Raw genomic sequence first — 26,021 nt, 5'->3', positions numbered from 1 at the left:
TTTACACAAAGAAACTAATTAAATAGTAAAGCAATGGACAAAATAGTTTATATATTATTACGACTTGGTGTCGGGATAAGCATGTTTGGGCATGGTTTAGTCAGGCTCCTTAAATTAAATTCTTTCAGTAACTGGCTGGTAATAGAATTTAAGAAATCTGTCCTGCCTGAATTTATAGTAATTCCTTTTAGTTATGCTCTTCCTTTTGCAGAGTTTTTAGTTGGGCTATTGCTTTTGATGGGTCTTTTCACAAGGACAGCTTTGCTCACAGGTGCAATAATTATTTTATTATTACTGTTTGGAACATCGATGATAGAAAATTGGGAAGCTATTCCGTCACAATTAATTCATTTGGCTTTTTTCTGTATACTGTTACAATATTTTGAAGTAAATACACTTACACTGAATAAACTTTTTCAAAAAAGTAAAAAATATGATCAATAGAAGAGATTTTATTAAGAAAAGCAGCATAGTGGGACTTGCAGGACTTGTGGTTCCTTCAGCCGCTTTTGCTTCTCCATTTGTGGAGGATGCTAGAATACCTGCTAAAGAGACAAACAGCAAATGGGCAGATGGGTCGCGTCTGGTTGTTTCGGTTTCCATGCAGTTTGAAGCTGGTGGACAGCCGGGTAATGCTGAAAGTCCTTTTCCGCAGAATATGGAGAAAGGATATCAAGATTTACCGGCGTCAACTTGGTATCAATATGGATACAAAGAAGGTATACCGCGTATGTTGGACAACTGGGACAAATTGGGGATTAAAGTTACCTCACATATGGTTGGAACTGCAGTACTTAAAAATTCGGCATTGGCAAAAGAAATTGTGGATCGAGGCCACGAAGCTGCTGCGCATGGTATGAGCTGGAGCTCTCAGTACAACCTGTCATATGATGATGAAATGAAGTTTATTAAAGATGGGGTTGATGCCATTAAAAAGGCAACTGGATTTAATCCTGTCGGATATAATGCAAACTGGCTGCGCAGAGGAGAAAACACATTAAAAATTTTGCAAGAACTGGGATTTACTTATCATATTGATGACCTTAGCCGAGACGAGCCTTTTATTATAAAGGTGAACAGTAAGGATTTTGTAATAGTACCTTATACTATACGCTGTAATGATATTTTGCTTATTGAAGGCAAAAATTTTTCAACGGATCAGTTTTTCTCCCAAGTGAAAGCAGAGTTTGACCAGCTGTATGCAGAAAGTGAGTTTAAAAAAAGACAGCTGTCTATAAGCTTTCATGATCGTATCGGAGGAACTCCTCAGATGGTGCAGACTACACGAGATCTAATTAAATATGTTCAGGGACACAAAGGAGTTTCATTTAAAAGAAAAGATGAAATTGCACAGATGGCTCTTAACGACAAAACTACCATCAGAGAATAATCAGTTGGATGATTTAATATTTCAATAATAAAGGCACGTGCGCATGGAGCATGTGTCTTTTTTGGCTTTTAAGCTGAGTTTTTAAGTTACCACGACATGTTGTGGTTAATTTCAATACCGATAAATTAATGTGTCACGATTCTTACACATAGAACATTGCTAACTAGATTATTCATAATCATAGAGTAATCTATATTATGGTGACCCGTTTATTTGTTTTGGCCGTTTCTTTACCCCATTGAGCGATACTTTGGAGCAGCGGAATTAAAGTTTTGCCAAATTCTGTCAGCTCATAATCTACTATTAGGGGAGGTTTGGCGGTGTGTACGGTGCGAGAAATTAAGCCGTCTTCTTCCAATGCTTTCAGCTGCAGACTTATAGTTCGTTCTGTTACCATAGACAATTCTTTCCTTAATTCATTATAGCGCTTCTTTTCTATTAAATGAATCAAAATAACTGACTTCCATTTTCCGCCTATATATTTCATTGTAAGGCTGGTGCTGCAGGGATACTCTTTGTCGTTTATACAATACATTTTTTATATTTTTTTGATACTATCTATTTTGACCGTTATTGCAAAGGTAATATACTGTACCTTTAATATTTAGAAGTGAATCGTGTTGTCCCGCAAAACTTGCATTGGCTAGATCTTCTGCGGTAGCACTGCTTCTAACGGCAACAGCGAGTTCTTTGTTTTCACATAAGAAGGAGTACGCATTTGAAATTTCAGTTTGAAGATCCAGGGGGAATTTTGCATCAAGTAACAGCTTTCTTGCTTTTGAGCCAATTTCAGTTAAGTTGGTAAAGTCTTTCTTATCCAAAAGTTGCATTAATTCATTTAGCGCAAAACTTAAATGATTGTATTCTATAAAATCTTTGTAGGCCGTTGTTGTTATGGCAAAACCATTGGGAACTCTAATACCATGAGGACCAAAATTATTGTACATTTCTCCAAGAGAAGCATTTTTGCCTCCTGCTTTATTAATATCGTTAATTCCGATCTCACTAAACTTTAAAATATATTTTTCCATTTTCATTTCTTTTAAATCTCTCTTTTGATGGCTTTTAATTTTATTTTAAAGATAGTTTGACATGTAAAAATTAAAAATGATTGTGATCATCTTTTAATATTTATAGCTTTCTTATAAGGTGATACAAATCATTTTTCTGCTTAAATTATTAAATGATATTTGCTGTATTCGATTATAGCTAAAATGTATTGAAGATAATTTTAATTTAAAATAAGTTTAGAAAATAATCTCAGATTTTAAATAAAAAGCACAATGAAAGCAAATAAATCACAAAGCAAAAGCATATCGATATTTGAGAAACTCAAAAAAACAGATAAGGCTGGTAATGAGTATTGGAGTGCCAAGGATCTTGCAAAATTGCTAGGGTATTCCAGATATAGTTCATTTATTGAAGTGCTAGATAAGGCAAAGGCTTCCTGTATTAATGCAGGTCAGGAGACAGCATCACATTTTAAAGATTTTAGTGCAATAAAATCAGTTGGTAATGATTTGCAAAGGAATTGGGTAAACGTAAAATTATCACGCTATGGCTGTTATCTTATAATTCAAAATGCAGATCCTACTTTAAAACCGGTAGCGCTTGGACAAGCCTATTTTGCAATACAAGCTCGTCTGCAGGAATTAAGTCAGCAGCGGAAAAGTAATAATTTTAAAATGGTAAAAAACCGAAGATATTTTCTTCGCAGAGAATTGGCTAAGAGAAATCTTCAGTTGGCTGGAGCCGCACGAAAAGCTGGTATTGTTACCCCTGCAGATTATGCCTTTTTTCAAAACCATGGATATAGAGGACTTTATGGAGGTTTGGATGTAAAAGCGATACGCAAGATTAGAGGTCTTGATTCTGATGAAAACATTCTCGATCATATGGATAGTACAGAATTAGCAATCAATTTATTTCGTGTCACTCAAACCGCTGAAAAGCTAAATGATGAAAATGTTCAGGATAGTGCCGAGGCTGATACTATTCATTTTGCGGTTGGATTAAAAGCTCGTAAGGCAATTGAAGACATCGGAAATACATTGCCAGAGAATATGCCCGTAATGGAAAGTATTACATTGCAACGAAAGCTTGATAAAAAATTGCCCTCAGAAAATAATCGTAAAAAGAAAACATCAGCTAGTTGAAGATATTGAGTTAAAATAAAATCTTTATAAATAATGCTTTAAAGTAAAGATTCTTAAGAAATTAAATAAGTAATATTATGAAAAGAAAGTTCTATATACCAATTGCCATCATTATGCTTTTATATTGCTGCCAGAAAAAGGATTGGATAGATCCAAATGAAAATGAAATAGAAATAGACTCAGCTGAAATGCCCGGCATCAATGATAATCTACTTAGAAAGTGGTTCGCATTGAATAAAGAATCAGACAGTATAATTAAATCGGCACAGCTAATTATTGATAAGCAGAGAGAGGAAGTCGAATCTCATCCGCAGGACGAGCGCGAATATATGACTGTTTGTATTGACGATGCTCAGCGGGAGCTTGACTTATTGAAGAAAAAAGTAAAATTTACTAAAGTGTTTGCAGGAGATATTAAGCATTATGACCTATCGCTACAGCATACAATTGACTCATTAGAAGAAGACTATGTTCGGGAAAAATATAAACTGGAAGATGTATTAAAAGAGTTGAAATAGTGTAAATAATCAACAATATTTTAAAGTAGAACTTAATAGAGGGTAAATTACTAGTTTTAACAAATCTATTTTCAATAACAAAATGCTACTAATTTAATTTTTGAAAGTATAATTAGTAACATATTAAAATCAAGGCTTGTAGGTTTGCTTTTTAGAAATTAGATATTTACTTTGAAATTCTTCCATTGTTAAATTTCCAAGAGCAAAATGTCTTCGCACGGTATTAAAGAAATTTTCAATATAGTCATGAATTGATTTTCCGGCTTGTTTTCTGTTTTTGTATTTATAGCGGCATGTCAGAGTAAGTACTGATGAGCAGGCAGAGAAGGGGTTTTCAAAGCGTAATTAGGAGAAATGCTAAGAAAATATTGCAGCATAAACCAAATACAGATACGTAACGTAATTTATGAAGATCATTCAGTAAAAAAATTTAAGAAGCTTCAATGGAAAAAAAATCTTGTCAATCAAAAAAAATACAAAAATAAAATTAATCTGGTTCTTTTGTGAAGTGGGACAAGTTCAGTCATACTGTGGATGATGCTTACCAATGATAAAAACATATTTTCACTAACCAGTTTGAACGCCAAAAATATAGCCCACTAGTGCCGACATTACCATTGCAAAAGTACCCCAGATACAGATACGTAATACCGCTTTTAAAGTATGTGATCCGCCAGCTTTTGCTGCCAGTATTCCTGATAGTGCCAAAAAGAGTATCGAAAAACCATACTGATAAAATACCATTTCTTTGATAGGTGCAAAAATAGCCACCAAAAGCGGCAATAAACCACCAATAATAAAGGATATGGCCGATGCAAAAGCTGCTGTAAGCGGGTTGGGTTGTGTGATTTCATTAATTCCGAGTTCATCTCGCGCATGGGCTTCAAGCGCATCATGAGCCGTTAATTCCACAGCAACCTGCCTGGCCAGTTCTTTATTTAATCCTCTTTGAATATACATATCCGTTAATTCTTCCAGTTCTTCTTCCGGCAGGGTTTCAAGAGCAATTTTTTCTCTTTTCAAATCTGCAGTTTCTACATCAGCTTGGGAACTTACCGAAACATATTCACCTGCAGCCATGGAAAGTGCACCTGCTGTTAGACCCGCTATGGCAGCCAGTAAGATAGGCTCTCTTGTGACACTTGCTGCTGCCACACCAATGGCTAAACTGGTAGTAGATAAAATTCCGTCGTTTGCCCCCAGGACAGCTGCCCTGAGTCACCCGCTTCTATTGATATAATGGTTTTCAACGTGCATAATTTTAATTTATAGTAGTTTAATCCAATCCGGATCTTAAGAGGTTGTTGGAACGCCTCCAAAATTAGTTTTTAGAAACTGTCTTATTTGTAATGTTGTTTTGTTTTGTGTAGCGTTTTTCCAGTCATTGATATCATAAATATGAATCTGCTTTGCATTTGCGTTTGTAACAAATGAAATTCGGGATATTGAATCCTTATATTTTTTAATCTCATTTAACATTTCGCGATTTGGCACTACAACAAGAATGTTTTCCCAATCAAGAAAATTCTTAGGGATATCCTCACGGTATTTCAATCCTAAAAATTCAATAAAGGCTTTTATTTTTTGATCATTAAGCTTATGGATATCTAAGTCAACCTTTTTTAGAATAATGTGGAGATTTCTATCATCTCTAATTATACCCATATTTAAAATATTTTTTTCATATTATAAAATTATATCAACCTGTTGTAAAAGAATGATTTAAAATCTGTAGAATGATTCTAAATTTTAGAATACAATTTTAGTTAGTGTTTCAATGAAACTTTTTAAAGCTTTTTTAGATAATAATATACCCAGTGTACCAACTCTAAATTTTCAATACAGCTAGGAAGTTGTTTAATAAAAGATAATGACATACCAAGTGCATCATTATCGCCGGAAATTACTCTTTCACACCGTTTGATCAGATGACCGGTTTGAGAAGGCAATTCACAGATAATCTAGGTGCTTCAAAAGGAGTTTTGGGGATGTAGTTTTGGTCTAAAAAGTCTGCAAGCCCATTAAATAAAGGGCTTGTAAAATTTAACAAAGAAATAAAAAAATATTAACAAGAAAAATACCCGAGCGACTAAAAGTGCTTGATATATAGATTTCATTTTAAAATTTTTATATATCATGAATCAAAAATTTTTGCGCAAATTCAAATCATTTCTACTTTTAATAGTGGAAAAATTTCTGGAAAAATTAGCAGAAAATTTACTGCTAGAATTGTTTAAATTTCTTTTAATGCTCTATTTTCTTGCAAATTAAAAAGAGCTTATAAGCCGTCTGTCCCACCAGACGGTTTTTCTTTTTCTACAGATTCATCTTCATTAACAACTTCTTCTGTGTTGTCCATTTTATTTTCTACAATTGTTTCCTGATTTTCTTTTACAGTAGTAAAACTTTCTGGGATGTGATTCGAAAGTGTTTTCATGATTATATTGTTTTAAAATTATATTTATATATGTATATAATTAAACAATCATCCTAGATGCTTCTAAATGATTTCAGAGATGATATAAGTATATAATTATAAAGAATACAATCTATCAAATTCTTCAATTGTCATATAACCTATAGCTGAATGTCTTCTTTTCTTATTGTACCAATTTTCAATGTATTCGTATAGGATAAAGTTGGATTTTGGAAATACAATAATAAACGGTAATATTTGAGATTAACCACTAGAATGCTCTTGTAGATCTATAAGGTAGATCTGAAGCATCTATTAATGTAATACAGTTTCGAATCTAAAATTTGTTAGATCTGGATTTTACTGTTTTTCTATGAAGATTTTGGAGCGCAGTTGTAAAACTTCAATAGTGTTTTTTTTGATGCAGATATTCTTTTGAGTTTTGCGTTGAGAGGAGATGGTAATTGTTTTTGAAAATCTATTTACGAAATGATGAGGGAAAGTATCAATTTCATTATCCTAAATTTTGTATTTACTTCTGTCGCAGTTTTCTTTTTATAGAATTGGTTTTCTCATTGATGTTTTGCCGTGAGAAGGTTTACCTGTTTTGTGACAAAAATTTTCCGGATAGTTTTCATTTCCAAAAGATGCCCAGCTTCTATATGCTTGATACGAAAATGGCTTTTTCATATTAAACGTTATTTGTTCTCCTGTTCTAATACAAAATCCATTTGTTGGATTTTCAATTTCTTCTCTTTTTGGTCTTGATTTTGATTCTGCCCCTAATTCCAATTCAAAAGGAAAATCATTTAATGTTGTAATATCACGTAATTTATTTCTATTGGGTGAAGAGTAAAATTTATCAGTTGTATCGTGCAGTACATCTGATTTTATATAGTTTTTACCAAGTAGTGAACTTAATAATTTCTTTTCATATACTGGTCGTTTTATGTAGATAGCTTCGCTTTTTTCTGCAAGGTCATAACAGGCTTGATAAGCTTCATCGTCTGCATTTTTTGTGAATTTACTTAAAATGCTAGTTTCAGAATAGACTCCAAATTCGACATTATTTTTGAAAGAGTAGTCATATAAGTTCATAGAAGTTAAGACTCCTTTTTTTTCATTTCCATAATATTTTGCGTGTAGATTTGGAACATAAACTATGCTGATGTTCAAGAATTTTCTAAAATAATCAAAATCATTTTTGCTTAAACTTCTGTTGATTTCTCGTTCGTTTTTTCCAAAAACAATTAATATGTGGAGGTTTGGATTATTAAGATGATTATCAAAGAGTCTTATAAAATAGTCATCTAGTTTTATAAATGGGGAAACAATTAAAAGGTTTTGTTCTGCTTCCCAAATTATTTCATAAATTGCATTTTCAAGATTTTTTCCCGTAATAAATTTTCCCATTTAATTAAATTGTTTTTTGCAGGTTGACATTGAAATTACCCTCTGTTCAGATAGCCTAAAGTGAGCTAGTATGAATGATAAAAATCAGTTTTTACTGATTGTAAAAATAGGATTTTTATTTCATAAATAATTAACGATATTTTTTATTTGATCGATACCTTTTGTGCAGGCAATGGTATGGATTTGTGCAGTCATGTTTTGCTATAAGCCATCTCTTTGGGGTTGTTTTACTAGGTATTTTCGGGCAGTAATTTCGATGCTGGGGGGCAGGGAGTTTATTTAAATGAAATAGACTATTAAATAGTTATTTATTTAGTTAGTTGCTTTTCTTTTTCTAATTTGTGTTTTTTCTTTTCCTGAAATAAACCAATTTCTGGCATCAATTGAAAAACAAATAATATTTGAGACGTAGAATGTTATAATAGTAATACAGTTTCGAACCTAATCTTCTTAGGGCTTTAATTAACTGATTTTTTTAATTGTTCAAAATAGATTGTGCCATGATTTTGCCATAAAACCCAGAGTACGATTATTTACTATCTTTCATTTTAATAATGTTTAGAATATATTTTTTGTAACATTATCAGTAGGGAGTTTTTAATTTTAAAAATAGATTTTGCTAATTTAGATTTTTTTAGTTTGATTTTGACCGGTGAATGAGGAGTTGGTAGGAGTGGTTGTTTTATTTGAATGGGCGTTTTTTTTGTCGTCATTTGATTTCAAATGATTGAATGAAATTTACATGATGACAGGGTCTGAGTTCTGTATTTTCTATCAAAGCAAAAGCTTCAAAGAGATCTCTGAAACTTTTTTCGTTTTCTAGCTTTTCGCGTACGACCTACATCTTTTTGGTATGAATTGATACTTTTTATATTACAATAAGGCTATGGTTATAAGTTTTTTGTCTATGATGCCGTAATGTTTTGTTAATACAAATGAAGGGCTATTTAATAGTTTTGAGCAGATGATTTTCTAAGCCCAGCATTAATTGATGTACCAGTATATTATGGCTGGCTAAATAATTGTCATGATATATGATATTGTTTTTAACAGCATCAAAAATTACGACATAATCCTGTACATCAACTCTTACATCATTGACCCTGTAACGCATTTTGTAATATAATACATATCCTTTTATACTTTTATCCAAAGCTATTCTTTTGAGCTCAGGTTTTATACGGAGATCTACGTAATAGGTAGTGCCTTTATATGTCCCTTCAGACTGCCTTAGACTGCGTTGAGCAATTTCAGACCTTGTTATAGAATCAACCTCTTTCATTGAAATAATTTCCATATCATTGGGATAAGGTGACTCTGTTTTCATAAGTTTCAATACTGAATCAAGAACCTTTAATCGCATAGAAGCTCTGTTTTCTTTGTTGTCTTGAATTTTATTGGATTGAGTCGGCCTAAAATAGGTTGACAAGTTTTACAATATTAATTAAAACTAGTAAAGTTCTCTTTGCTGATTTTCTGTTGTCCCAATAATAGTAACTGATCTTGCTTACTTCAAGTATTTGGCAGGTGTTTGCAATTGGGTAGTGGTCTCTATGCTGTTTTATGAATTTAAATTTAGTAATTGTATCACCGGATAGAATGTGGGCGGCTTTCCTTAGGATATCTCTTTCCATTTGGACTTTTGTAAGCTCTTTTCTCAGAATTTTTAATTGAAGAAGCCTGTTTGGTGCTGCTTGTTTTTTCTTCTTGCCAAGTATTCCATCTTGAAGTTGGACTTTCCATCGTCTGATATTCTCTGGACTTGTATTTACTTCTTTAGCTGCCCGTATGATGCTGTAATACCTGTTGCTGAGTTCTACTACCTTTAGCTTAAATTCTAATGTATACTTTTGCTTTGGTTTTTCCATTTCTTTTGTTTTATAACCAATGGTCTTGAGTTTCTGTGCCCATTTTATGGTATGAACTCCAATATATAGCTATTTTGAATTTACAAACAAATAGCAGAGAAAAAGTTAAGCTAGATTTTTGTAATTAGTTTATTTATTAAACTCTTCAATAGTTTTAAAAATTAAAAATTCCTTTTGATAAATTCGAAAAATTGAGAACGTTGTTTTTTTACGACAAAATAGAGGTAATTCCACATTTATTATTTGTTTGTCCAACTGCTATAAAATCAATTTCATGCTTAGTTTTTTATACTCTATGGCAGAAAAAAAGTTGCCTGTAACATTTTATTACAGATCTACGGGAGTGTGATTTAAATTTGATACATAAACTATTAAAAAATAATATAAAAAAATGTTATTCATGTTAAAAAGCTGATTATTCTAAAATTTAAAAAACAAAACTAAAACTATGTCCTATTTAAACGTCCCGCGTCTTACATTTTCTGGTCAGTTTCAGGCCGATCCTTCGACTGTAAATAATGATCCCACACATTTTAACAATGAAACATTTGAGCCAAAATATCAAAATTACGGTCCGGGCCAGGAAAATGGTTGGTGGAATCCGGATGGTACCGGAAACTGGCGATTTCTAGGCTGTAAAATTACGAGTGTTACCTATCAGGACGGAACGAGTACGGATAATCCACTTTTAGATCCTATTATTGGTATGTCTGTCATGGATACCGATGCACGTACCGCAGGAAAAATTGTAGATTTAGATAGTCAGCAACAAATGGTTTCTCAACTTTGGGGGTTTGTGGTACGAATTGTAAATAATGAGGGTAATACACTGGTGAAAGGTGATTATGAGATGGCACCATTTAGCAATATTTGGTTTTCAAGATCGGTTGATTTACGAGGTAGTTCAGGAGCAGGGGCAACCTATCAGTCTGTTATAAAGAATATTGATTGGAATTTTAAAATATCTAACTCAAGATATCTTAACGAATTAAAAGCGGTAAGTGCTAAGCAATTATCTATACATTTTTCGGTGGATAGATTTAATGGAGATCACACCTCAGACCAATTTACTTTAGGCAGAATAGCTGGCTCAATAGGACCTTCAAATAATAGAGAACCTAAACATTTTGTATTGGGAAGACAATTATTTCCAAATCCACTTCCTCAATATTTACCGCAGGGACAAAGACAAAAATATAATTATGCTACCGCATTAGTCGATGAGAAATTAAAACAAGTTGTACTTGATTTTGGTAATGCGCTACAATTTAATGCAGAAGGGGTCAATACAAGTGAAAATTTACACCTTGTTATCAATACCAATACAGGGATATCAGTCATTGGACAAATAAATTATTCAGGTTTGGATTGGTATATGAATACATCAGGAATTTTTACTTTTCCACTTTCAGACGAACAGCTGGATCTTTGTAACCAATACCCATTGGCAATTGTTACAAATATGACAGACAGTATCAATGATGTTTTTAGTTTAAAAAAATCTAAGACGGGGATATTAATTTATACAGAGTCTATTGATTATGTAGGTGCTGATCAATTTGTATTTCGATTAGATCCTGAAGATAAGTGTAAAATTAATTTTTACGCAACTCATCTTGGAAAAGCACTTCCAAATGCAATCATTCAGGCACAAGATAATACACAAAATTTACTGGGTTCGCCACCACCGCCAGTGGTACCTGCAGTTGGTACTCCTCCAATACCTTATTTCTCAGGAAATAAACCCGCTGAAGTTACAACAGATGCAAATGGTAAAGCTGTACTTAGGTTTACAGCTCCCGATCCCGGAAATCCGAGAGTATACATTGATGGACAAATTTATGCTATCAGCTATAATCTGAGCACACAAAGTTTTGACGATTGTAATCAGTCTAATTTTATTAGTCTTTTGATTTTTTCAGGTGCTCCAACCCCAAAAATAATTCCTGACTGGGACAACTTTATTCAGCCCATCATGCAGCAATATGCCAATTTGTATCCGTTGATGTCAAAAGGAATTTTTAATCTGGCAGATAAAACGGTGGTTGATAAAAATGCGCAAATATTGCATTTAGTTTTTAGTAAAGATCTTGATGATCCTAATTATATGCCTGCAACAAGAGATCTTTCTAAATATAAAAAGACGGTTATTTTGAACTATTTACAAGATGTCATCGATAAAACTGCAACAGCAAATAAAGCATAGTATTCATAAAATAAAAATCTGATTATGATATTCTTAAAAACGATAAAAATTGAGACTCTCTCCGATCTAAAAAATGCGCTGCAAACTGCCATTGAGTTAGAACATTCCACAATTCCGCCCTACTTAACAGCAAATTTTACGCTATTTGAGACCGGTAATGATCAAATATCAAACCTGATAGGTTCTGTAGTTCGTGAAGAAATGCTACATTTATCTATAGCCTGCAATATATTGAATGCTGTAGGAGGAAGTCCGGTTATTAATAAACCTGGTTTTATACCACTATACCCGGGGCCTTTACCAGGCTCTGTAGTTGATGGATTACAGGTGCCGCTCAAAAAGTTTTCTTTAGATCTTGTGAAAGATGTTTTTATGTCAATTGAAGAGCCAGAAGATCCAATTGATATCCATAATCGTTTGATGGTCTCTAATGTAATTACCATAGGAGTGTTTTATACCAGAATAAAAGAAATAATAGTAGAACTTGAAGCTGCTGCAAAAGCGGAAGGAAAAACAATATTTGTTGGAAATCCAAACTATCAAATGACCTTTGAAAAATTTTATGATGCATCTTTATTATTCCCTATTGTCGATGAGGCAACTGCTTTAAGAGGTATAGATATCATTATTGATCAGGGTGAAGGAACAACAACAGATCCATTTGTAAGTTCTGCAGACGATGGAAATGTTCCTGAACTGGCGCACTACTACCGTTTTGAAGAAATTTATAAGGGTAAAACAATACAGGCAGACCCTGAGGGAGGGTATATGTTTGGGGATCCATTAATTCCGTTTAATCCTGAATTAGTACCAAATATGTGGCCAAATCCTAAAATGAATGATTATCCAAAGGATTCTCAGGCTTATATTAATAGTAAGTTCTTTAATTACAACTACACTTCTTTGCTTAATAGTTTGCATGAAACTTTTAATGGAGAACCAGAGAAGATTAGTACCGCAATGGGGGTAATGTATTCTTTGCGATTATATGCTCTTAAGTTGCTGGCGATTCCCGATCCTAATCACCCTGGTTTTGTAGCGGGGCCTAGTTTTGAATATGTTGTTGGGGAATAATGTGTTGATTTAAAAGTAAAAAAGAAATGAAATTTAAGTCAAAAACAGTAGTGATAAAAGTATCAGTCAGTGATATTCTTAAATCTAAAAAATTCTATGAGGAAATCCTTGATTTTAAAACAGATGGTAGATATACGCTCAACTCTGATGGGAATTTTGGCACAGAATCCTTTATACAACTGTATTTAGAGCATAAGAACAAAGATGGTTTTATGCTGGGATTATACAAAGATATTGACACTCCTTTTTACCCACTACCGGAAACAGGAACAGTTCCGAGCTTTATTGTAAAGGATATTCAGGCAACGCTTGATTATTTTAGAGTCAATGGAGTGGTGATCGATGAAATAGACGGTGTTGTAATCAATTCTAATACTTCAGATGACGGGTATGAAGATCGTTTTTTCTTTTTTAGAGATCCGGATAATAATTCACTGGTTGTCAGGGAAAACATTTTAAAGTAACTGAGCCTAAAAAGATTTATAAAATGAAAACGGATAGGACAGCAACAGCAATAAGAATTAATTCAGCAGAAATAATACGAACTCTAATTCGACAGAAACTTTCAGAAGCTGAATCAGATTGGATGGAAAGCCATATCTGGTTTGAGAACAACACACAGTTTTTTCAGACTTTTGGTTTAGTTACCAGGAAAATTTCGCCAATAATTCCAAAATGGACCTTGCAGGAAACTATTTTGCTGGAAGAATTGTATCCCGGCTTTACAACAGCTAATTGGGATCTGCAGCAGCTTTGCCGTAGTTTGTTAATGATGCACCTTCCAGAGCATCAAAATATTGAAACAATAAAGAACCTGGCAGAAATGGCAGACATAAAAGAGTTAGTCAGTTTGTATAAGGGACTTTTTTTCTTAAAAAATGCAAAGGAATTTATTTTGACAATTCAGGAAGGAATCAGAACCAATATGGTTGCAGTGTTTGATGCTATAGCCTTAGGGAATCCTTTTGCAGCAAAATACCTGCCGGTTGATGCATGGAATCAGTTGGTGCTGAAAGCCCTTTTTATGGGGCGTCCATTGTATCAAATTATTGACTTAGAACTACGTAAAAATGAAAAGCTGGCCTTAATTATACACGATTATATTCACGAACGCTGGTCGGCAGGACGATTAGTATCACCGGAAATTTGGAGATTGACAGCCGGTTTTGTAAACCGGGAAATAGCAGACGATCTGACAAAAGCAATAGGAACCGGAGAGTTATTGACCCAAGTGGCTGCGGTAAAAGTGCTGAAAGAGAGTACTTTTTTTAAAGAAAATGAAATTTCTGAAGAGGTATTATCTCAAAGCACGGCAACATGGGATGAAATAGGAACCCAATATTATTCACTATTAAAAATTTAGTACATGTATTACATTGACCCACATATTCACATGGTATCCAGAACAACAGATGATTACCAGGCAATGCGTGCTGCAGGTATTGTAGCTGTTATTGAACCGGCATTTTGGCTTGGCCAGGCACGAACAGAAGCTTCTTCTTTTAAGGATTATTTCAGCACCTTGGTGGGGTGGGAAAGATTCAGAGCTTCACAATTCGGAATTAAGCATTATTGTACTATAGGGCTAAACTCTAAAGAAGCCAACAATGAAGCTCTGGCAGAAAAAGTGATGGATTTATTACCGTTGTTTGCAGCAAAAGAAGGAGTAGTGGCAATTGGAGAAATTGGTTATGACGATCAGACTCCGGCCGAAGATAAATATTTCAGACTACAGATCGATTTGGCTTTGAAATTTAATTTGCCGATAATGGTTCATACCCCGCATCGGGATAAAAAAAATGGAACCATCAGAAGTATGGATGTGCTGGAAGAACATGGAGTGGCTCCTCATATGGTGGTAATCGACCACAATAACGAAGAAACAGCCAAACAGGTTTTAGATCGCGGATATTGGGCTGCTTTTACCATTTATCCCAATACCAAAATGGGGAATGAACGGATGGTAGAGGTTGTAAAGCAGTACGGATCTGAACGTATTATTGTAGACAGTTCTGCCGATTGGGGAGTAAGTGATCCTTTATCTGTTCCTAAAACGGCAGCTTTAATGCTTGAAAGAGGAATTGCTAAAGAGGATGTTCATCTAACCTGCTATAAAAATGCCTTAACGGCTTATTCTCAAAGCGGGCAAATGAATGAAGAAGACTGGAAAAATGAAATCACCATCACTCAGGATTCTTTATTTGAAGGAAGCAGTGTGCTCAGAGGACAGGAATCTAAAGAAATTGTATATCCAAAAATCATTATAGAAAACTAGATGTCAGGTAAGTTATTCTATTTAGTAACCTTAGTGCGTCCCGCAAATATTGTTACGGCAGTGACTGATATTCTTGCGGGGATTGCTGTTTCCGGGCTTTTAGTTTTGAATGGCAACAATGAGAATGGGATACAGAATGTGTTGCTGCTCGTGCTTTCTACAATTGGCTTGTATGGAGGGGGTATTGTATTTAATGATATTTTCGATTTGGAAGCAGATACCATAAATCGGCCGGAAAGAGTACTCCCACGTGGGCTGGTGAGCAAAGATGAAGCTATTTTACTGGGCAGTTTTATGTTACTGGCAGGAATCGGATTTGCTTTTACGGTATCAGTTCTCAGTGGTATGCTGGCAGCGGTAATTGGTGTATTGGCTCTTACTTATGATAAAATAAGTAAACATTATTCCATTGCAGGTCCATTAAACATGGGACTTTGTCGGGGAGGAAATTTGCTTTTAGGGATGAGCATCAATAATGACGCCGTTTTTACTTATTGGTACATTGGCATTATTCCTATTTTATTTATTGCAGCCATCACACTTACGGCTAAAAAAGAAGCTTCGGGAAATAATAAGTCCGCTATACTGACTGCTCTGCTACTCGATGCAATAGTAGTTGTTCTGTTTATTTTTATAGGATACAAGCTTGAATTTAGATTTTGGCAGCTCCTGCCTTTTCTTCTTTTTTGGTACGGAATTAATTTTTTTGCAAAATACAAAGCTTTCCTTTACAATCAGCCGGTTGCGATACAAAAGGCGGTAAAAACAGGGGTATTATCCCTAATTCCTCTTAATGCAAGTTATGTAGCAGGTTCGGCAGGACTGGTATACGCATTGTTTGTACTGGCCTTGTTGCCAATATCGATTTTATTATCTAAAAAGTTTGCCGTAACCTGATTTATACTTTATCAAAATGAAACAACAACAGATACTTCAGCAGAATTTTCAGGTCACATTTAATTATGACATTATTTTTAGCCGTTCTTTATTTGATACCGGCAATACCTCACTTATTGATGTGATCAAAAAAGAACCCGCTTTCCAACAGCCCAAAATTGCTATAGTAATAGATAGAGGAGTTGTTGAAACAACAAGTCAGTTCATCGCAAATGTGATTCACTATTTTAATCATTATCAGTTTGGAATTTCAGAACATAGTATCAATGTCGTTCAGGGAGGAGAAGCCGTTAAGAATAGTTTGGATGTTATTGAATCGGTTCTGCAATTAATCAATGACAATAAAATAGACAGGCATTCTTTTCTTATTGCAATAGGAGGGGGCGCTGTACTCGATGCCGTAGGTTATGCTGCGGCAATTGCACATCGCGGTGTACGCCTGATCCGGATACCAACGACCGTTTTATCTCAAAACGATTCGGGAGTTGGGGTAAAGAACAGTATGAATTATTTTGGTAAAAAGAACTTTCTGGGCACATTTGCCCCACCGTATGCAGTACTAAATGATTCTGATTTTTTAACAACGCTAAAGGAACGGGACTGGCGATCCGGTATTTCCGAAGCTATAAAAGTGGCGCTCATAAAAGATGCTTCTTTTTTTGACTGGATAGAGAATAATGCGCAGGCTCTCAATAACAGAGAAGTTTCGGTTATGGAAACGCTTATTATTCGTTGTGCTGCTTTGCATACCGATCATATTTCTAAAAATGGGGATCCCTTTGAGAAAGGTTCATCTCGTCCATTAGACTTTGGACATTGGGCAGCCCACAAAATGGAACAGCTTACTAATTATGAAATTACCCACGGAGAAGCCGTAGCAATTGGTATAGCCCTCGATGTTACTTACTCTTTTTTGATACATAGAATTGATACACTGAGTCTGGAACGAATTTTAAAATGTTTCCTAACATTGGGTTTTGCAATAACACACCCGGTTCTTGATGCTCATTTAGAGGAGGTAATTAGAGGATTAGAAGAGTTCAGAGAGCATCTTGGCGGCCGGCTTACGATCATGTTGATAAATGAAATAGGTATTGGTGAAGAGGTACATGCACTGGATAAAGAGATAATTATACAATCGGTTCAGTATCTCAATTCATTTTGTCAGCTAAATACAGAAGTATGTTAATTGGTTCCAATAGTCATTTAAGTTACTGTACCAATATTCATGCGGGCGAATCCTGGGAAGTTGTTTTTGAAAGTGTAAAAACGTATTGTATTCCACTTAAAAAGAAAGTCTCTCCACATAAGCCTTTTGGTATAGGTTTACGGCTTTCTTATCAGGCTGCTTCTGAATTGATAGCAGAAAATCATCTTTTGATTTTTAAAGACTGGTTACAGAAAAACGAAATGTATGTATTTACGATGAATGGATTTCCGTATGGAAATTTTCATAACGAGGTCATTAAGGATAAAGTTCATTTACCAGATTGGACAAACCCTGACAGATTAAATTACACAGAGTTGCTTTTTAACATTTTATCGCAACTTTTGCCACCTGATATCGAAGGAGGAATTTCGACTTCACCGCTTTCTTATAAACATTGGTATGCTACTGAAAACAGTTTAACAGAAGCAAAACGAACTGCCACAAGCCAGTTGATCACAGTAGTGGCTCAGTTGGTTAAAATACAGGAATCCAAAGGTAAAATGATGCATTTGGATATAGAACCGGAACCCGATGGCATAATTGAAAGCAGCGACGAATATATCGCTTTTTTCGAGGATTATTTACTTAAGGAAGGAGCTTCATTATTAGTCAAAAATCTTTTATGCAGTTTAACTCAGGCACAAGAATATATTCGTAATCACATACAGCTTTGTTATGATATCTGCCATTTTTCCATTGGATTTGAAGAAAGTGATGAGGTCATCAGAAAAATGCAAAAGCACGGTTTGAATATTGGCAAATTACAAATTAGTGCCGCGCTCAAATGTACAGTTTCAGAAAATACAACAGTTGAACAACTCCAAAAATGCCTGAAAACTTTTGATGAACCAACCTATCTGCACCAGGCAGTTATTAAAACAAAAGAAGGAGCATTACTCAAATTTAAGGATTTGAAAAATGGAATAGAAGCGATAAGCCGTGATGATTTTCGGGAGCTTCGTACTCATTTTCATGTACCCATATTTGTTGAAGATTATCAGCTCTTGCAATCTACTCAAAATGATATTACAACAATTTTGCGAAGTTGGCACAAAAATGAGTTTACCAGACATCTGGAAATCGAAACCTATACCTGGCAGGTATTGCCGATTCATTTACAAACCGATTTAGATCAATCCATCGAGAGAGAGCTGAAATGGGTACTTGATAAATTTTGAAATGATGATTGTAAAATGTGCAATGTGAAAATCATTTTAATCTATATAATTTCTGGTAAAAAAATGCCGGCTATATAAAACTATACTACCAAAATCATGCAGCAAACAGTCGTTATAAATGTAGTAGGACTTACGAGTTCCCTACTTCAAAATCCAGATCTTTTTTTGCATCAATGGCAAAAGAAAAAGGGGAATTTAAGTATTATTGAACCAGTACTTCCGGCGCTCACCTGTTCAGCTCAGGCAACTTACTTAACCGGAAAATGGCCTTCGGAACATGGGATTGTGGGAAATGGATGGTACGACAGGAATGATATGGAGGTAAAAATGTGGAAACAGTCAAATAAACTGGTACAATCACCAAAAATATGGGATTTAGCAAGGGAAATAGATCCGTCATTTACTTGTGCTAATTTGTTTTGGTGGTACAATATGTATTCTGATGCTGATTTTACAGTGACACCGCGTCCGCAATATTGGGCAGATGGACAGAAGAAGCCTGATTGTTATTCAAAACCCTCTGACTTACGGGATCGTCTCCAGGCTCAACTGGGAACATTTCCTCTTTTTGATTTTTGGGGACCAAAAACAACAATCCGTTCCAGCCAATGGATCGCCAATGCTGCAAAACTTGTTTACCAATGGCATAATCCGACACTAACTTTAATCTACTTACCACATTTAGATTACTGCTGTCAAAAGTTTCAACCCGGGTCACCCGAAATCAATGAAGATGTAAAAGCGATTGACAAAGTATGCAAAGACTTAATCGAATATTTTGAAAGTAAGGGGACGGAAGTTGTTGTTTTGTCTGAGTATGGTATTACTGAAGTTAACAATCCCATACATATTAATCGATTTTTACGCACACACGGATATTTGCAAATACGAGAAGAACGAGGATTAGAATTACTGGATACCGGGGAATGTAAGGCTTTTGCATTGGCAGACCATCAAATTGCGCATTTATATGTGAAAGAGAATGAAGATATTGTTGAGCTCAAAGAATTAATTCAGAAGATACCCGGAATTGCAAAAGTATTGGACAGCAAAGGAAAAAAAGAGCACCATCTGGATCACGAACGTTCAGGAGATCTTGTTCTGGTTGCAGATCATAACAGTTGGTTCACCTATTATTACTGGATGGAGGATAACAAGGCCCCCGATTTTGCCCGTACTGTGGAAATTCATAAAAAAATAGGTTATGATCCGGTGGAGTTGTTTTTAGATCCTAAGCAGAGATTTATTTTGCCCCACATCCTTTTTAAATTGATTAAAAAGAAACTGGGGTTTCGCACCCTTATGAATGTTATTCCATTGGACGCCAGTTTGGTTAAAGGATCTCATGGCTGTATTCCGGACAAAAAAGAAGACAAACCGATATTAATCGCAAAAAATAAATTGCCAAATAAAGTTGAGAGTAACTTTATTTGCCAGTATATATTAAATATTGTATTTAAATCTAAGCAGGATATGCTGACAAAAACTACAGACTTAGAAATGGAAGAATTATCTTAGTTTTTAGTTAGACACTACCAAAAAAACTTAAAACTGCTGCTAAAACAGTAATTAGGACAAAGTATTTAATTTCTTATTAGTAATATTATTTGTGGGTTCTGTTTCACCTATTAATAACTATTATTCTCAATGCTTGAAAATATATTAAATGAATGCCAAAGGTCACTGTTATCCCAAAGTTATTATTCTTCAGGCTGTTTATTTCAAATTGAGATTTAAATCGAGATTTAAATTGAGTTGCAGGGATGTTGAAGAAATAATGAAAATGCGCGGAATACAGGTTGATCATGCTACGATTCAGCGTTGGGTATTTAAATTTGCTCCAATCATGGAATTTCAAATGAAAAAGAGAGAGATTAGAGCGGGAATGAGCTAGAGAATGGATGAGACCGATATAAAAGTTAAAGGTATTTGGTATTATTTGTATAGGGCTGTAGATAAATCGGGTAACACAGTAGATTTTCTTCTGATTAAAAGAAGACAGAGAATGAGTGCCCAATCATTTCTAATTATGGCAATAAATAATAAGTACAACCCAATTTTGAGATACTATTGTATTGAATGAATAGTATTTTGTTAAATTTTTCTAAGTGATACATCAGGCGTTTCACACTGAGGAACTATAAAAATTATATTGTTATTTATGTTGTCTCCCGCATCTAAACTTACTTTTTTTTCATTTTTAAAATTATAGCGTCAAAAAAATGAATCGGTTTAAAACTGCTTTGTCCATTTTAGCAGTAAAATCAAAGAAACGTTATTTTTAATTAATTGAAAAACTACACAATTTTGATAAGTTGCTTATGTATGAAAACTACTTTAGTTAAAAATTCCGTTTTTTTCTGTTAGTATTATCGGTTTTCCGTCCGTTACAACAATTGTGTGCTCGTGTTGTGCCATAAAACCACCATTGTTCCCAACCATTGTCCAGCCGTCATTTAATTCTATAGCATATGTTGAATTAGTTGAAATAAAAGTCTCAATTGCTACTACGGCATTCTTCTTAAATCGTCTTTGATCAAAACGATTTCTATAATTCAAAATTTCATCAGGTTGTTCGTGTAAACTTCTTCCAATTCCGTGCCCGCTTAGATTTTTAATGATTTTAAAGCCTCTTCTTTTTGCTTCCGTTTCCATTATGTATCCAATATCCGAAATTTTAACACCGTCCTTTATATTATTAATTGCTTTTTCTAAGATTTCTCTTGAAGCATTAACAATTTTTTGATGTTGGTGAATGTCTTTTCCTAAAACGAATGAAGCTCCATTATCTGCCCAAAATCCGTCAAGTTCTGCTGAAACGTCAATGTTTATTAGATCGCCTTCTTTTAGAATTCTTTTCACAGAAGGAATTCCGTGACAAAATTCATTACCAACACTTATACAGTTCCAACCTGGAAAGCCATAAGTCAAATGTGGTGCAGACTTTGCTCCAAAATCAGATAAAATTTTTGCTCCGTATTGGTCGAGCTCTTTTGTACTCATTCCAGGCTGAGCATAATCTATCATTTCTTTGAGAGTATAGGCAACAGCATCACTTGCTTTTTGCATTCCTAATAACTCCGATTCTTTTGTTATTGACATAGTTCTCTATTTTTGATGCATTATCATTTAGTAATTTCTGTTAATTCACAAATATACAAATTGCATATTTTCGGTTAATTCTTATTACAATGCTTGTTTCCATAAAAAAATATAAGAATAAAAATAAATATCTGATTAGCTGATTTTAAAGGAGTGAAGCTTGAAGATACGGAAGTACTCTCTCTCTTTTAGGATAAGAAACGCGTATTTTTACCTATAAACAATTAAAAGTAAATATTTATTTTTGATTGAGAAATATTGTGTAGTGTTTTAGAAATGAATTAAAATGAGAGCTCTAGGTATCATAATTGTTTTCTATATTAGATAATCATATTAAAGAAAATGCTGATTTATTGGAAATTATAACTTGCTTTTTCATTCTTTTTTCTTACATTTACACAAGCCGGAATCTATCATTAAAAAAATCTGTACCTATGAAAAGAATTATTTACTCTGAATTTTGTTTCACACAACCAAAGTGTGATTTTTTTAGAATTAAAATAGTTGATTCTAATGTTACCTGCTTACTGTATGTAAAAAAATTAAGCGGAGTATAATCGTTTAATTCATTTCTGCAAATTGATTTTTTAAACACGACAATTTATTTGTTGTTTTTATGGCATGATAAATTATTATTTGTCAGCTAAGTTATTGTGTCAAAATTACTTATTGCCACAACCTATTTTTTCCCTTTCTTATTTCCTGAACTGATTCATAAAAAGGTCAGTTTTTTTTCTACATGCTATTTGTTGAGTGAATTTATTTAATGCTAAGTTAATTGATCTATTGCGAACAGTACGGTTTGAATTGCAGTAATATTTCTACAAAATTGTTTTGATATTTTTTTATAAGGCCTATGTTAAAAAAGTTATTCTGTACAATAAAAGCTTTTTATTATGAGAAAAATTTTACTTATTGCATTGTTTGTTTTATTGAGTTTTAGTAAAGTTACTGCCCAAACTCCGGGAATGATTTATAATCCTGCTACAGGAGCGGGAACTACAGTACTTGATCCCAATGGAGATGGTTTTACGTCGGCTACTGCAAACGGTTTTACAACAGATGATCAGCTTCAAAGTGAGATTCCATATAAATCATTGGTTTTTCCTATGATAGAGCCAAACAGTGATCTTAGTGCAGGACCAAATTGTAGTTTTACTGATTTTGTAGATCAGGGAGATCAGGATCCTGTTCAATCTTATTTAGATGGTAATGGTAATTGGCTTTTTAGGATGAGGATGGGAAGTAGTTCTCCTAATTCAAAAAGTTATAGTATTCTGATTGACACCGATGGTAAATTTGGCGGAGTTGGACCTAATGCCGATCCGCAATATTCAAATTCAAATCCGGGTTTTGAGATAGAAATAGTGTTAGCCACAAATTTTGGCGTTTTTGTATATGATGTAAATAATAATAATTGTACACCTGTTATTTCGTATGCTGGAACTACAAATTATCAAAAGTCGATTGCCCTGACCACAAGTTGCAGTAATCCGGATTATTTTTATGATTTTTTCGTAAAGATGAGTGACCTGACAACTACGTTTGCGCCATTATCCACGATCATCAATTCAAGTACAGCCATCCGTATGGCAATGGTTGATAATATGGGAGCTCAAAAATCGACTCTGTGTAATCCTGCATCTGCTTCTGATATTGCTGGTATTGATTCCAGTTGTGGCAGTCTTGAAAATTGCTTTGTACATATTATTGATAATTATACTCCCTGCGCTCCTGGTGTGGTATGTCCGGATCGTTCACTTTGTCCGGGTATTTCAGGTGTTAGTACGGGAGATTCATCGGTATCGGGCACCTCTACTGAAGCTGATGGTACAGTGATAACGGTATATAAGAATGGAGCTTCTATTGGTACAACTTCTGTTAGTTTAGGAGTATGGACTCTTACGGGAATTTCTCCGGTTTTAACCACAGGACAGATTATTACTGCCACATCAACCGCCCCCGGCAAAGGACAGTCTATAGCAAACTGTAATCCTGTAACTGTTGTAAGTTGCGCCTTGTCAACAACAGTACCTGCAGCAGGAGATATTACTAAGATATCAGGAAGTAAGGGGTATTCGCTTACTGTAAATCGACCAGTTGGTACCATTGTTAGATGCTATAATGCCAATGGTACTCTTATAAATCCAGTTGCGTTAATTTTAGAAGCCCCCTATAATTTAAATACGGTAACCACAACTTCGAATCCTCAAACCGTACTTTTCAAGTGTCAGACAGGTAACTGTTTTGGTACAGCTGTTTATCTTTTTACTTATCAAGAACCAGGAAAATGCGAGTCGGGTTATACTTATGATTGTCAATATTCCAGCGCTACTGCCACTGCAAATCCTACTATAGCAACAAGTCCGGTTCTATCCTCGACAACTTCTATTTCCGGATCAGTAAATTCGCCTGATAATGTATCGGGAATTACTGTAAATCTTCTGGCAAACGGAACACAGATAGGAACAGCAACAACTACGGCTGGAGGAGCATGGACTATTAGTGGTTTATCATTGTCAAACCGAGAATGTCAAACGTTGTCTGTGACTGCTATTGCTTCCGGAAAATGTATTTCTACCGGGTCTGTAATGGCAATAGTACAAAGAAAAGCAAACACACCAATTGTTAATGGTCCTATTTGTTCAACAGCTGCTGTTACTAGTGTTTCCGGTTCATTAGCAGAGGCGGCAGGTACAATCGTACAAGTATATGAAAATGGAGTTTTAGAAGGAACTACAACAGTTGCTGCTAACGGAACATGGACTGCTTCAACTGGAATCAGTATTGCTCTTGGCAGTACTATTACGGCCAGGGCACTAGGAACCTGTCTTTCGTTAAGTAATGTATCAAATTCGATTGTTGTCGGTACAAAATCATCAAATGCTTTAGTAATCACTACTTCATCTGTTTACGAATGTGGAAATTCAGTAAGTGGTACGGGAACAAATGGAGATATTATTAGCCTTTTTGTAGATGGATTTCAAGTTGGTGGAACTACCACTGTTTCGGGTGGTACGTGGACTATTGGCAGTTTGTCTTCAGATTGTTCTTTATATATGGGAGGTGTAATTACAGCAAAAGCGACTACAGGTTCAAATTGTGAAGGAAGTGCATCAGCAGGAGTTACAATTGTATGTATGAATCCTTCAAATAGTCTGAACGTCACTTTGGCTTCGACATCTATTTGTTCCGGTTCAACTGCTGCTGTAACCGTTCAGGGTTCAGAAAGTGGAATTATTTATCAGTTATTTAATGGAGCTTCAATGAGTGGTTCTTCAAAATCAGGTACGGGTACTAATCTAACTCTAACCTCTGCAGCATTGAATAGTTCGACTTCTCTTACTGTAAAAGCTATTAAATTAGGGACTTCCTGTTCAATAAATTTAGTGAATACCGCTTCTGTTACAATTGCATCTACACCTGCTCCAACAGGAAGCAGCTCTCAAAGTTTCTGTTCTGCTTCAACGGTTGGCAATTTAAGTGCCACTGGAAGTACGATCAACTGGTATGCGGCATCAAGTGGAGGAAGTCCTTTGGCTACGAGTACCCCTTTGACAGACGGTACGCATTATTTTGCTTCGCAGACAGTATCAGGTTGTGAGTCGGTCACCAGACTCGATGTAACTGCTCATATCAATATCACTGCGGCTCCAATAGGAAGCAGTTCTCAGAGTTTCTGCTCGGCTTCAACGGTTAGCAATTTAAGCGCCACAGGAAGTACGATCAACTGGTATTCGGCATCAAGCGGAGGTAGTCCTTTGGCTACGAGTACCCCTTTGACAGATGGTACGCATTATTTTGCTTCTCAGACAGTATCAGGCTGTGAGTCGGCCACCAGACTCGATGTAACTGCTCATGTTAATATCACTCCGGCTCCAACAGGCAATGCAACCCAGAGTTTCTGCTCAGCTTCAACGGTTAGCAATTTAAGCGCCACTGGAAGTACGATCAACTGGTATTCGGCATCAAGTGGGGGAAGTCCTTTGGCTACGAGTACCCCTTTGACGGACGGTACGCATTATTTTGCTTCTCAGACAGTATCAGGCTGTGAGTCGGTTAGCAGACTTGATGTAACTGCTCATATCAATATCACTCCGGCTCCAACAGGCAATGCAATCCAAAATTTCTGTGCAGCTTCAACGGTTGGCGATCTAAGTGCCACTGGAAGTACGATCAACTGGTATTTGACATCAAGCGGAGGAAGTCCTTTGGCCACGAGTACCCCTTTGACAGACGGTACGCATTATTTTGCTTCTCAGACAGTATCAGGCTGTGAGTCGGCCACCAGACTCGATGTAACTGCTCATATCAATAT

General features: G+C 35.0%; 26 protein-coding genes. 16 read left to right on the top strand and 10 right to left on the bottom strand.

Annotated elements, in window-relative coordinates; translation table 11 throughout:
• Nucleotides 1-33: 33 nt before the first annotated feature.
• Nucleotides 34-444 (top strand): DoxX family membrane protein, encoded by a 411-nt coding sequence (locus BHE19_RS07845; protein ID WP_070906623.1) that lies wholly within the window; start codon nucleotides 34-36, stop codon nucleotides 442-444.
• On the top strand, nucleotides 434-1,390 hold the full coding sequence (locus tag BHE19_RS07840) for a polysaccharide deacetylase family protein (protein ID WP_070906622.1): 957 nt from the start codon (nucleotides 434-436) through the stop codon (nucleotides 1,388-1,390). Before BHE19_RS07845 ends, BHE19_RS07840 begins: the two co-directional genes overlap by 11 nt.
• 190 nt (nucleotides 1,391-1,580) lie before the next feature.
• Here the strand turns inward: BHE19_RS07840 and BHE19_RS07835 are convergent, their stop codons facing one another.
• Together BHE19_RS07835 and BHE19_RS07830 are read right to left on the bottom strand one after the other, a co-directional pair.
• Nucleotides 1,581-1,925 carry a winged helix-turn-helix transcriptional regulator gene (locus BHE19_RS07835; RefSeq protein WP_070906621.1) on the bottom strand — a complete coding sequence of 115 codons (345 nt, stop codon included), beginning with the start codon at nucleotides 1,923-1,925 and terminating at the stop codon, nucleotides 1,581-1,583.
• Between the two features lie 19 nt (nucleotides 1,926-1,944).
• A complete protein-coding gene (locus BHE19_RS07830) occupies nucleotides 1,945-2,421 on the bottom strand; it encodes a PEP/pyruvate-binding domain-containing protein (protein WP_165607916.1) in 477 nt (158 codons plus the stop codon).
• Between the two features lie 252 nt (nucleotides 2,422-2,673).
• On the opposite strand from BHE19_RS07830, the gene dinD reads away from it, so the two are divergent.
• The gene (dinD, locus tag BHE19_RS07825; RefSeq protein WP_070906619.1) at nucleotides 2,674-3,546 is read left to right on the top strand and encodes a DNA damage-inducible protein D; all 873 of its coding nucleotides are present in this window, start codon (nucleotides 2,674-2,676) and stop codon (nucleotides 3,544-3,546) included.
• A gap of 77 nt (nucleotides 3,547-3,623) precedes the next feature.
• Nucleotides 3,624-4,064 carry an aldo-keto reductase family protein gene (locus BHE19_RS07820; RefSeq protein WP_070906618.1) on the top strand — a complete coding sequence of 147 codons (441 nt, stop codon included), beginning with the start codon at nucleotides 3,624-3,626 and terminating at the stop codon, nucleotides 4,062-4,064.
• A 129-nt stretch (nucleotides 4,065-4,193) separates the two neighbouring features.
• Here the strand turns inward: BHE19_RS07820 and BHE19_RS23075 are convergent, their stop codons facing one another.
• The 7 genes from BHE19_RS23075 to BHE19_RS07795 all read right to left on the bottom strand — a co-directional run bounded on the left by BHE19_RS23075 (nucleotide 4,194) and on the right by BHE19_RS07795 (nucleotide 9,761).
• Nucleotides 4,194-4,364, bottom strand: a complete 171-nt coding sequence (locus tag BHE19_RS23075; protein ID WP_083342489.1) for an IS3 family transposase — start codon at nucleotides 4,362-4,364, stop codon at nucleotides 4,194-4,196.
• A 267-nt stretch (nucleotides 4,365-4,631) separates the two neighbouring features.
• On the bottom strand, nucleotides 4,632-5,267 hold the full coding sequence (locus BHE19_RS07815) for a VIT1/CCC1 transporter family protein (RefSeq protein ID WP_233431372.1): 636 nt from the start codon (nucleotides 5,265-5,267) through the stop codon (nucleotides 4,632-4,634).
• 90 nt (nucleotides 5,268-5,357) lie between these two features.
• On the bottom strand, nucleotides 5,358-5,729 hold the full coding sequence (locus tag BHE19_RS07810) for a hypothetical protein (RefSeq protein WP_070906617.1): 372 nt from the start codon (nucleotides 5,727-5,729) through the stop codon (nucleotides 5,358-5,360).
• Nucleotides 5,730-6,342: 613 nt separating this feature from the next.
• Entirely contained in the window at nucleotides 6,343-6,501 is a 159-nt protein-coding gene (locus tag BHE19_RS22755) for a hypothetical protein (protein WP_165607915.1), read from the bottom strand.
• A 534-nt stretch (nucleotides 6,502-7,035) separates the two neighbouring features.
• Nucleotides 7,036-7,893, bottom strand: a complete 858-nt coding sequence (locus BHE19_RS07805) for a phospholipase D family protein (RefSeq protein ID WP_070906616.1) — start codon at nucleotides 7,891-7,893, stop codon at nucleotides 7,036-7,038.
• Between the two features lie 943 nt (nucleotides 7,894-8,836).
• Nucleotides 8,837-9,220, bottom strand: coding sequence for a hypothetical protein (locus tag BHE19_RS07800; protein ID WP_123923507.1), 384 nt, complete (start codon nucleotides 9,218-9,220; stop codon nucleotides 8,837-8,839).
• An 85-nt stretch (nucleotides 9,221-9,305) separates the two neighbouring features.
• On the bottom strand, nucleotides 9,306-9,761 hold the full coding sequence (locus BHE19_RS07795) for a transposase (RefSeq protein WP_070906614.1): 456 nt from the start codon (nucleotides 9,759-9,761) through the stop codon (nucleotides 9,306-9,308).
• 448 nt (nucleotides 9,762-10,209) lie between these two features.
• Between BHE19_RS07795 and BHE19_RS07790 the strand changes: the two genes are divergently transcribed.
• From BHE19_RS07790 to BHE19_RS23070, 11 genes are all read left to right on the top strand, one after another.
• The gene (locus BHE19_RS07790) at nucleotides 10,210-11,967 is read left to right on the top strand and encodes a hypothetical protein (protein WP_070906613.1); all 1,758 of its coding nucleotides are present in this window, start codon (nucleotides 10,210-10,212) and stop codon (nucleotides 11,965-11,967) included.
• Between the two features lie 24 nt (nucleotides 11,968-11,991).
• A complete protein-coding gene (locus tag BHE19_RS07785; RefSeq protein WP_070906612.1) occupies nucleotides 11,992-13,041 on the top strand; it encodes a ferritin-like domain-containing protein in 1,050 nt (349 codons plus the stop codon).
• A gap of 26 nt (nucleotides 13,042-13,067) precedes the next feature.
• A complete protein-coding gene (locus BHE19_RS07780) occupies nucleotides 13,068-13,505 on the top strand; it encodes a VOC family protein (RefSeq protein ID WP_070906611.1) in 438 nt (145 codons plus the stop codon).
• Between the two features lie 23 nt (nucleotides 13,506-13,528).
• Entirely contained in the window at nucleotides 13,529-14,404 is an 876-nt protein-coding gene (locus tag BHE19_RS07775) for an EboA domain-containing protein (RefSeq protein WP_070906610.1), read from the top strand.
• A gap of 3 nt (nucleotides 14,405-14,407) precedes the next feature.
• Entirely contained in the window at nucleotides 14,408-15,316 is a 909-nt protein-coding gene (locus tag BHE19_RS07770; RefSeq protein WP_070906609.1) for a TatD family hydrolase, read from the top strand.
• Nucleotides 15,317-16,213: a UbiA-like protein EboC gene (eboC, locus tag BHE19_RS07765; RefSeq protein WP_070906608.1), complete on the top strand. Its 897-nt coding sequence runs from the start codon at nucleotides 15,317-15,319 to the stop codon at nucleotides 16,211-16,213.
• Nucleotides 16,214-16,229: 16 nt separating this feature from the next.
• Nucleotides 16,230-17,402, top strand: coding sequence for a 3-dehydroquinate synthase (locus BHE19_RS07760; protein WP_070906607.1), 1,173 nt, complete (start codon nucleotides 16,230-16,232; stop codon nucleotides 17,400-17,402).
• Complete coding sequence (gene eboE / locus BHE19_RS07755) at nucleotides 17,396-18,601, top strand: metabolite traffic protein EboE (protein WP_070906606.1); 1,206 nt, start codon at nucleotides 17,396-17,398, stop codon at nucleotides 18,599-18,601. Before BHE19_RS07760 ends, eboE begins: the two co-directional genes overlap by 7 nt.
• 96 nt (nucleotides 18,602-18,697) lie before the next feature.
• The gene (locus tag BHE19_RS07750) at nucleotides 18,698-20,119 is read left to right on the top strand and encodes an alkaline phosphatase family protein (RefSeq protein WP_070906605.1); all 1,422 of its coding nucleotides are present in this window, start codon (nucleotides 18,698-18,700) and stop codon (nucleotides 20,117-20,119) included.
• Between the two features lie 148 nt (nucleotides 20,120-20,267).
• Entirely contained in the window at nucleotides 20,268-20,495 is a 228-nt protein-coding gene (locus BHE19_RS07745) for an IS6 family transposase (RefSeq protein WP_070906604.1), read from the top strand.
• A 3-nt stretch (nucleotides 20,496-20,498) separates the two neighbouring features.
• Nucleotides 20,499-20,684 (top strand): DDE-type integrase/transposase/recombinase, encoded by a 186-nt coding sequence (locus tag BHE19_RS23070; protein ID WP_070906603.1) that lies wholly within the window; start codon nucleotides 20,499-20,501, stop codon nucleotides 20,682-20,684.
• A gap of 254 nt (nucleotides 20,685-20,938) precedes the next feature.
• Here BHE19_RS23070 and map read toward each other — a convergent pair whose 3' ends face one another.
• Nucleotides 20,939-21,703, bottom strand: coding sequence for a type I methionyl aminopeptidase (gene map, locus BHE19_RS07735; protein WP_070906602.1), 765 nt, complete (start codon nucleotides 21,701-21,703; stop codon nucleotides 20,939-20,941).
• A gap of 896 nt (nucleotides 21,704-22,599) precedes the next feature.
• Here map and BHE19_RS07730 point away from each other — a divergent pair.
• Nucleotides 22,600-26,021 (top strand): immunoglobulin domain-containing protein (locus BHE19_RS07730; protein ID WP_207544113.1); only part of this gene is annotated, 3,422 nt, incomplete at its 3' end.

Source organism: Flavobacterium tructae, from assembly GCF_001853485.1.
GTDB classification, from domain to species: domain Bacteria; phylum Bacteroidota; class Bacteroidia; order Flavobacteriales; family Flavobacteriaceae; genus Flavobacterium; species Flavobacterium tructae.
Note: the sequence above shows the minus strand (reverse complement) of the source record. Positions and strands in the feature narration are given on the sequence as shown.

What these genes read in the sequence shown, in the direction of transcription:
- BHE19_RS07845 (WP_070906623.1), top strand. Translation starts at nt 34, where the DNA reads ATGGACAAAATAGTTTATATATTATTACGACTTGGTGTCGGGATAAGC.
- BHE19_RS07840 (WP_070906622.1), top strand. Translation starts at nt 434, where the DNA reads ATGATCAATAGAAGAGATTTTATTAAGAAAAGCAGCATAGTGGGACTT.
- BHE19_RS07835 (WP_070906621.1), bottom strand. Translation starts at nt 1,925, where the DNA reads ATGTATTGTATAAACGACAAAGAGTATCCCTGCAGCACCAGCCTTACA.
- BHE19_RS07830 (WP_165607916.1), bottom strand. Translation starts at nt 2,421, where the DNA reads ATGGAAAAATATATTTTAAAGTTTAGTGAGATCGGAATTAACGATATT.
- dinD (WP_070906619.1), top strand. Translation starts at nt 2,674, where the DNA reads ATGAAAGCAAATAAATCACAAAGCAAAAGCATATCGATATTTGAGAAA.
- BHE19_RS07820 (WP_070906618.1), top strand. Translation starts at nt 3,624, where the DNA reads ATGAAAAGAAAGTTCTATATACCAATTGCCATCATTATGCTTTTATAT.
- BHE19_RS07810 (WP_070906617.1), bottom strand. Translation starts at nt 5,729, where the DNA reads ATGGGTATAATTAGAGATGATAGAAATCTCCACATTATTCTAAAAAAG.
- BHE19_RS22755 (WP_165607915.1), bottom strand. Translation starts at nt 6,501, where the DNA reads ATGAAAACACTTTCGAATCACATCCCAGAAAGTTTTACTACTGTAAAA.
- BHE19_RS07805 (WP_070906616.1), bottom strand. Translation starts at nt 7,893, where the DNA reads ATGGGAAAATTTATTACGGGAAAAAATCTTGAAAATGCAATTTATGAA.
- BHE19_RS07800 (WP_123923507.1), bottom strand. Translation starts at nt 9,220, where the DNA reads ATGAAAACAGAGTCACCTTATCCCAATGATATGGAAATTATTTCAATG.
- BHE19_RS07795 (WP_070906614.1), bottom strand. Translation starts at nt 9,761, where the DNA reads ATGGAAAAACCAAAGCAAAAGTATACATTAGAATTTAAGCTAAAGGTA.
- BHE19_RS07790 (WP_070906613.1), top strand. Translation starts at nt 10,210, where the DNA reads ATGTCCTATTTAAACGTCCCGCGTCTTACATTTTCTGGTCAGTTTCAG.
- BHE19_RS07785 (WP_070906612.1), top strand. Translation starts at nt 11,992, where the DNA reads ATGATATTCTTAAAAACGATAAAAATTGAGACTCTCTCCGATCTAAAA.
- BHE19_RS07780 (WP_070906611.1), top strand. Translation starts at nt 13,068, where the DNA reads ATGAAATTTAAGTCAAAAACAGTAGTGATAAAAGTATCAGTCAGTGAT.
- BHE19_RS07775 (WP_070906610.1), top strand. Translation starts at nt 13,529, where the DNA reads ATGAAAACGGATAGGACAGCAACAGCAATAAGAATTAATTCAGCAGAA.
- BHE19_RS07770 (WP_070906609.1), top strand. Translation starts at nt 14,408, where the DNA reads ATGTATTACATTGACCCACATATTCACATGGTATCCAGAACAACAGAT.
- eboC (WP_070906608.1), top strand. Translation starts at nt 15,317, where the DNA reads ATGTCAGGTAAGTTATTCTATTTAGTAACCTTAGTGCGTCCCGCAAAT.
- BHE19_RS07760 (WP_070906607.1), top strand. Translation starts at nt 16,230, where the DNA reads ATGAAACAACAACAGATACTTCAGCAGAATTTTCAGGTCACATTTAAT.
- eboE (WP_070906606.1), top strand. Translation starts at nt 17,396, where the DNA reads ATGTTAATTGGTTCCAATAGTCATTTAAGTTACTGTACCAATATTCAT.
- BHE19_RS07750 (WP_070906605.1), top strand. Translation starts at nt 18,698, where the DNA reads ATGCAGCAAACAGTCGTTATAAATGTAGTAGGACTTACGAGTTCCCTA.
- BHE19_RS07745 (WP_070906604.1), top strand. Translation starts at nt 20,268, where the DNA reads ATGAATGCCAAAGGTCACTGTTATCCCAAAGTTATTATTCTTCAGGCT.
- BHE19_RS23070 (WP_070906603.1), top strand. Translation starts at nt 20,499, where the DNA reads ATGGATGAGACCGATATAAAAGTTAAAGGTATTTGGTATTATTTGTAT.
- map (WP_070906602.1), bottom strand. Translation starts at nt 21,703, where the DNA reads ATGTCAATAACAAAAGAATCGGAGTTATTAGGAATGCAAAAAGCAAGT.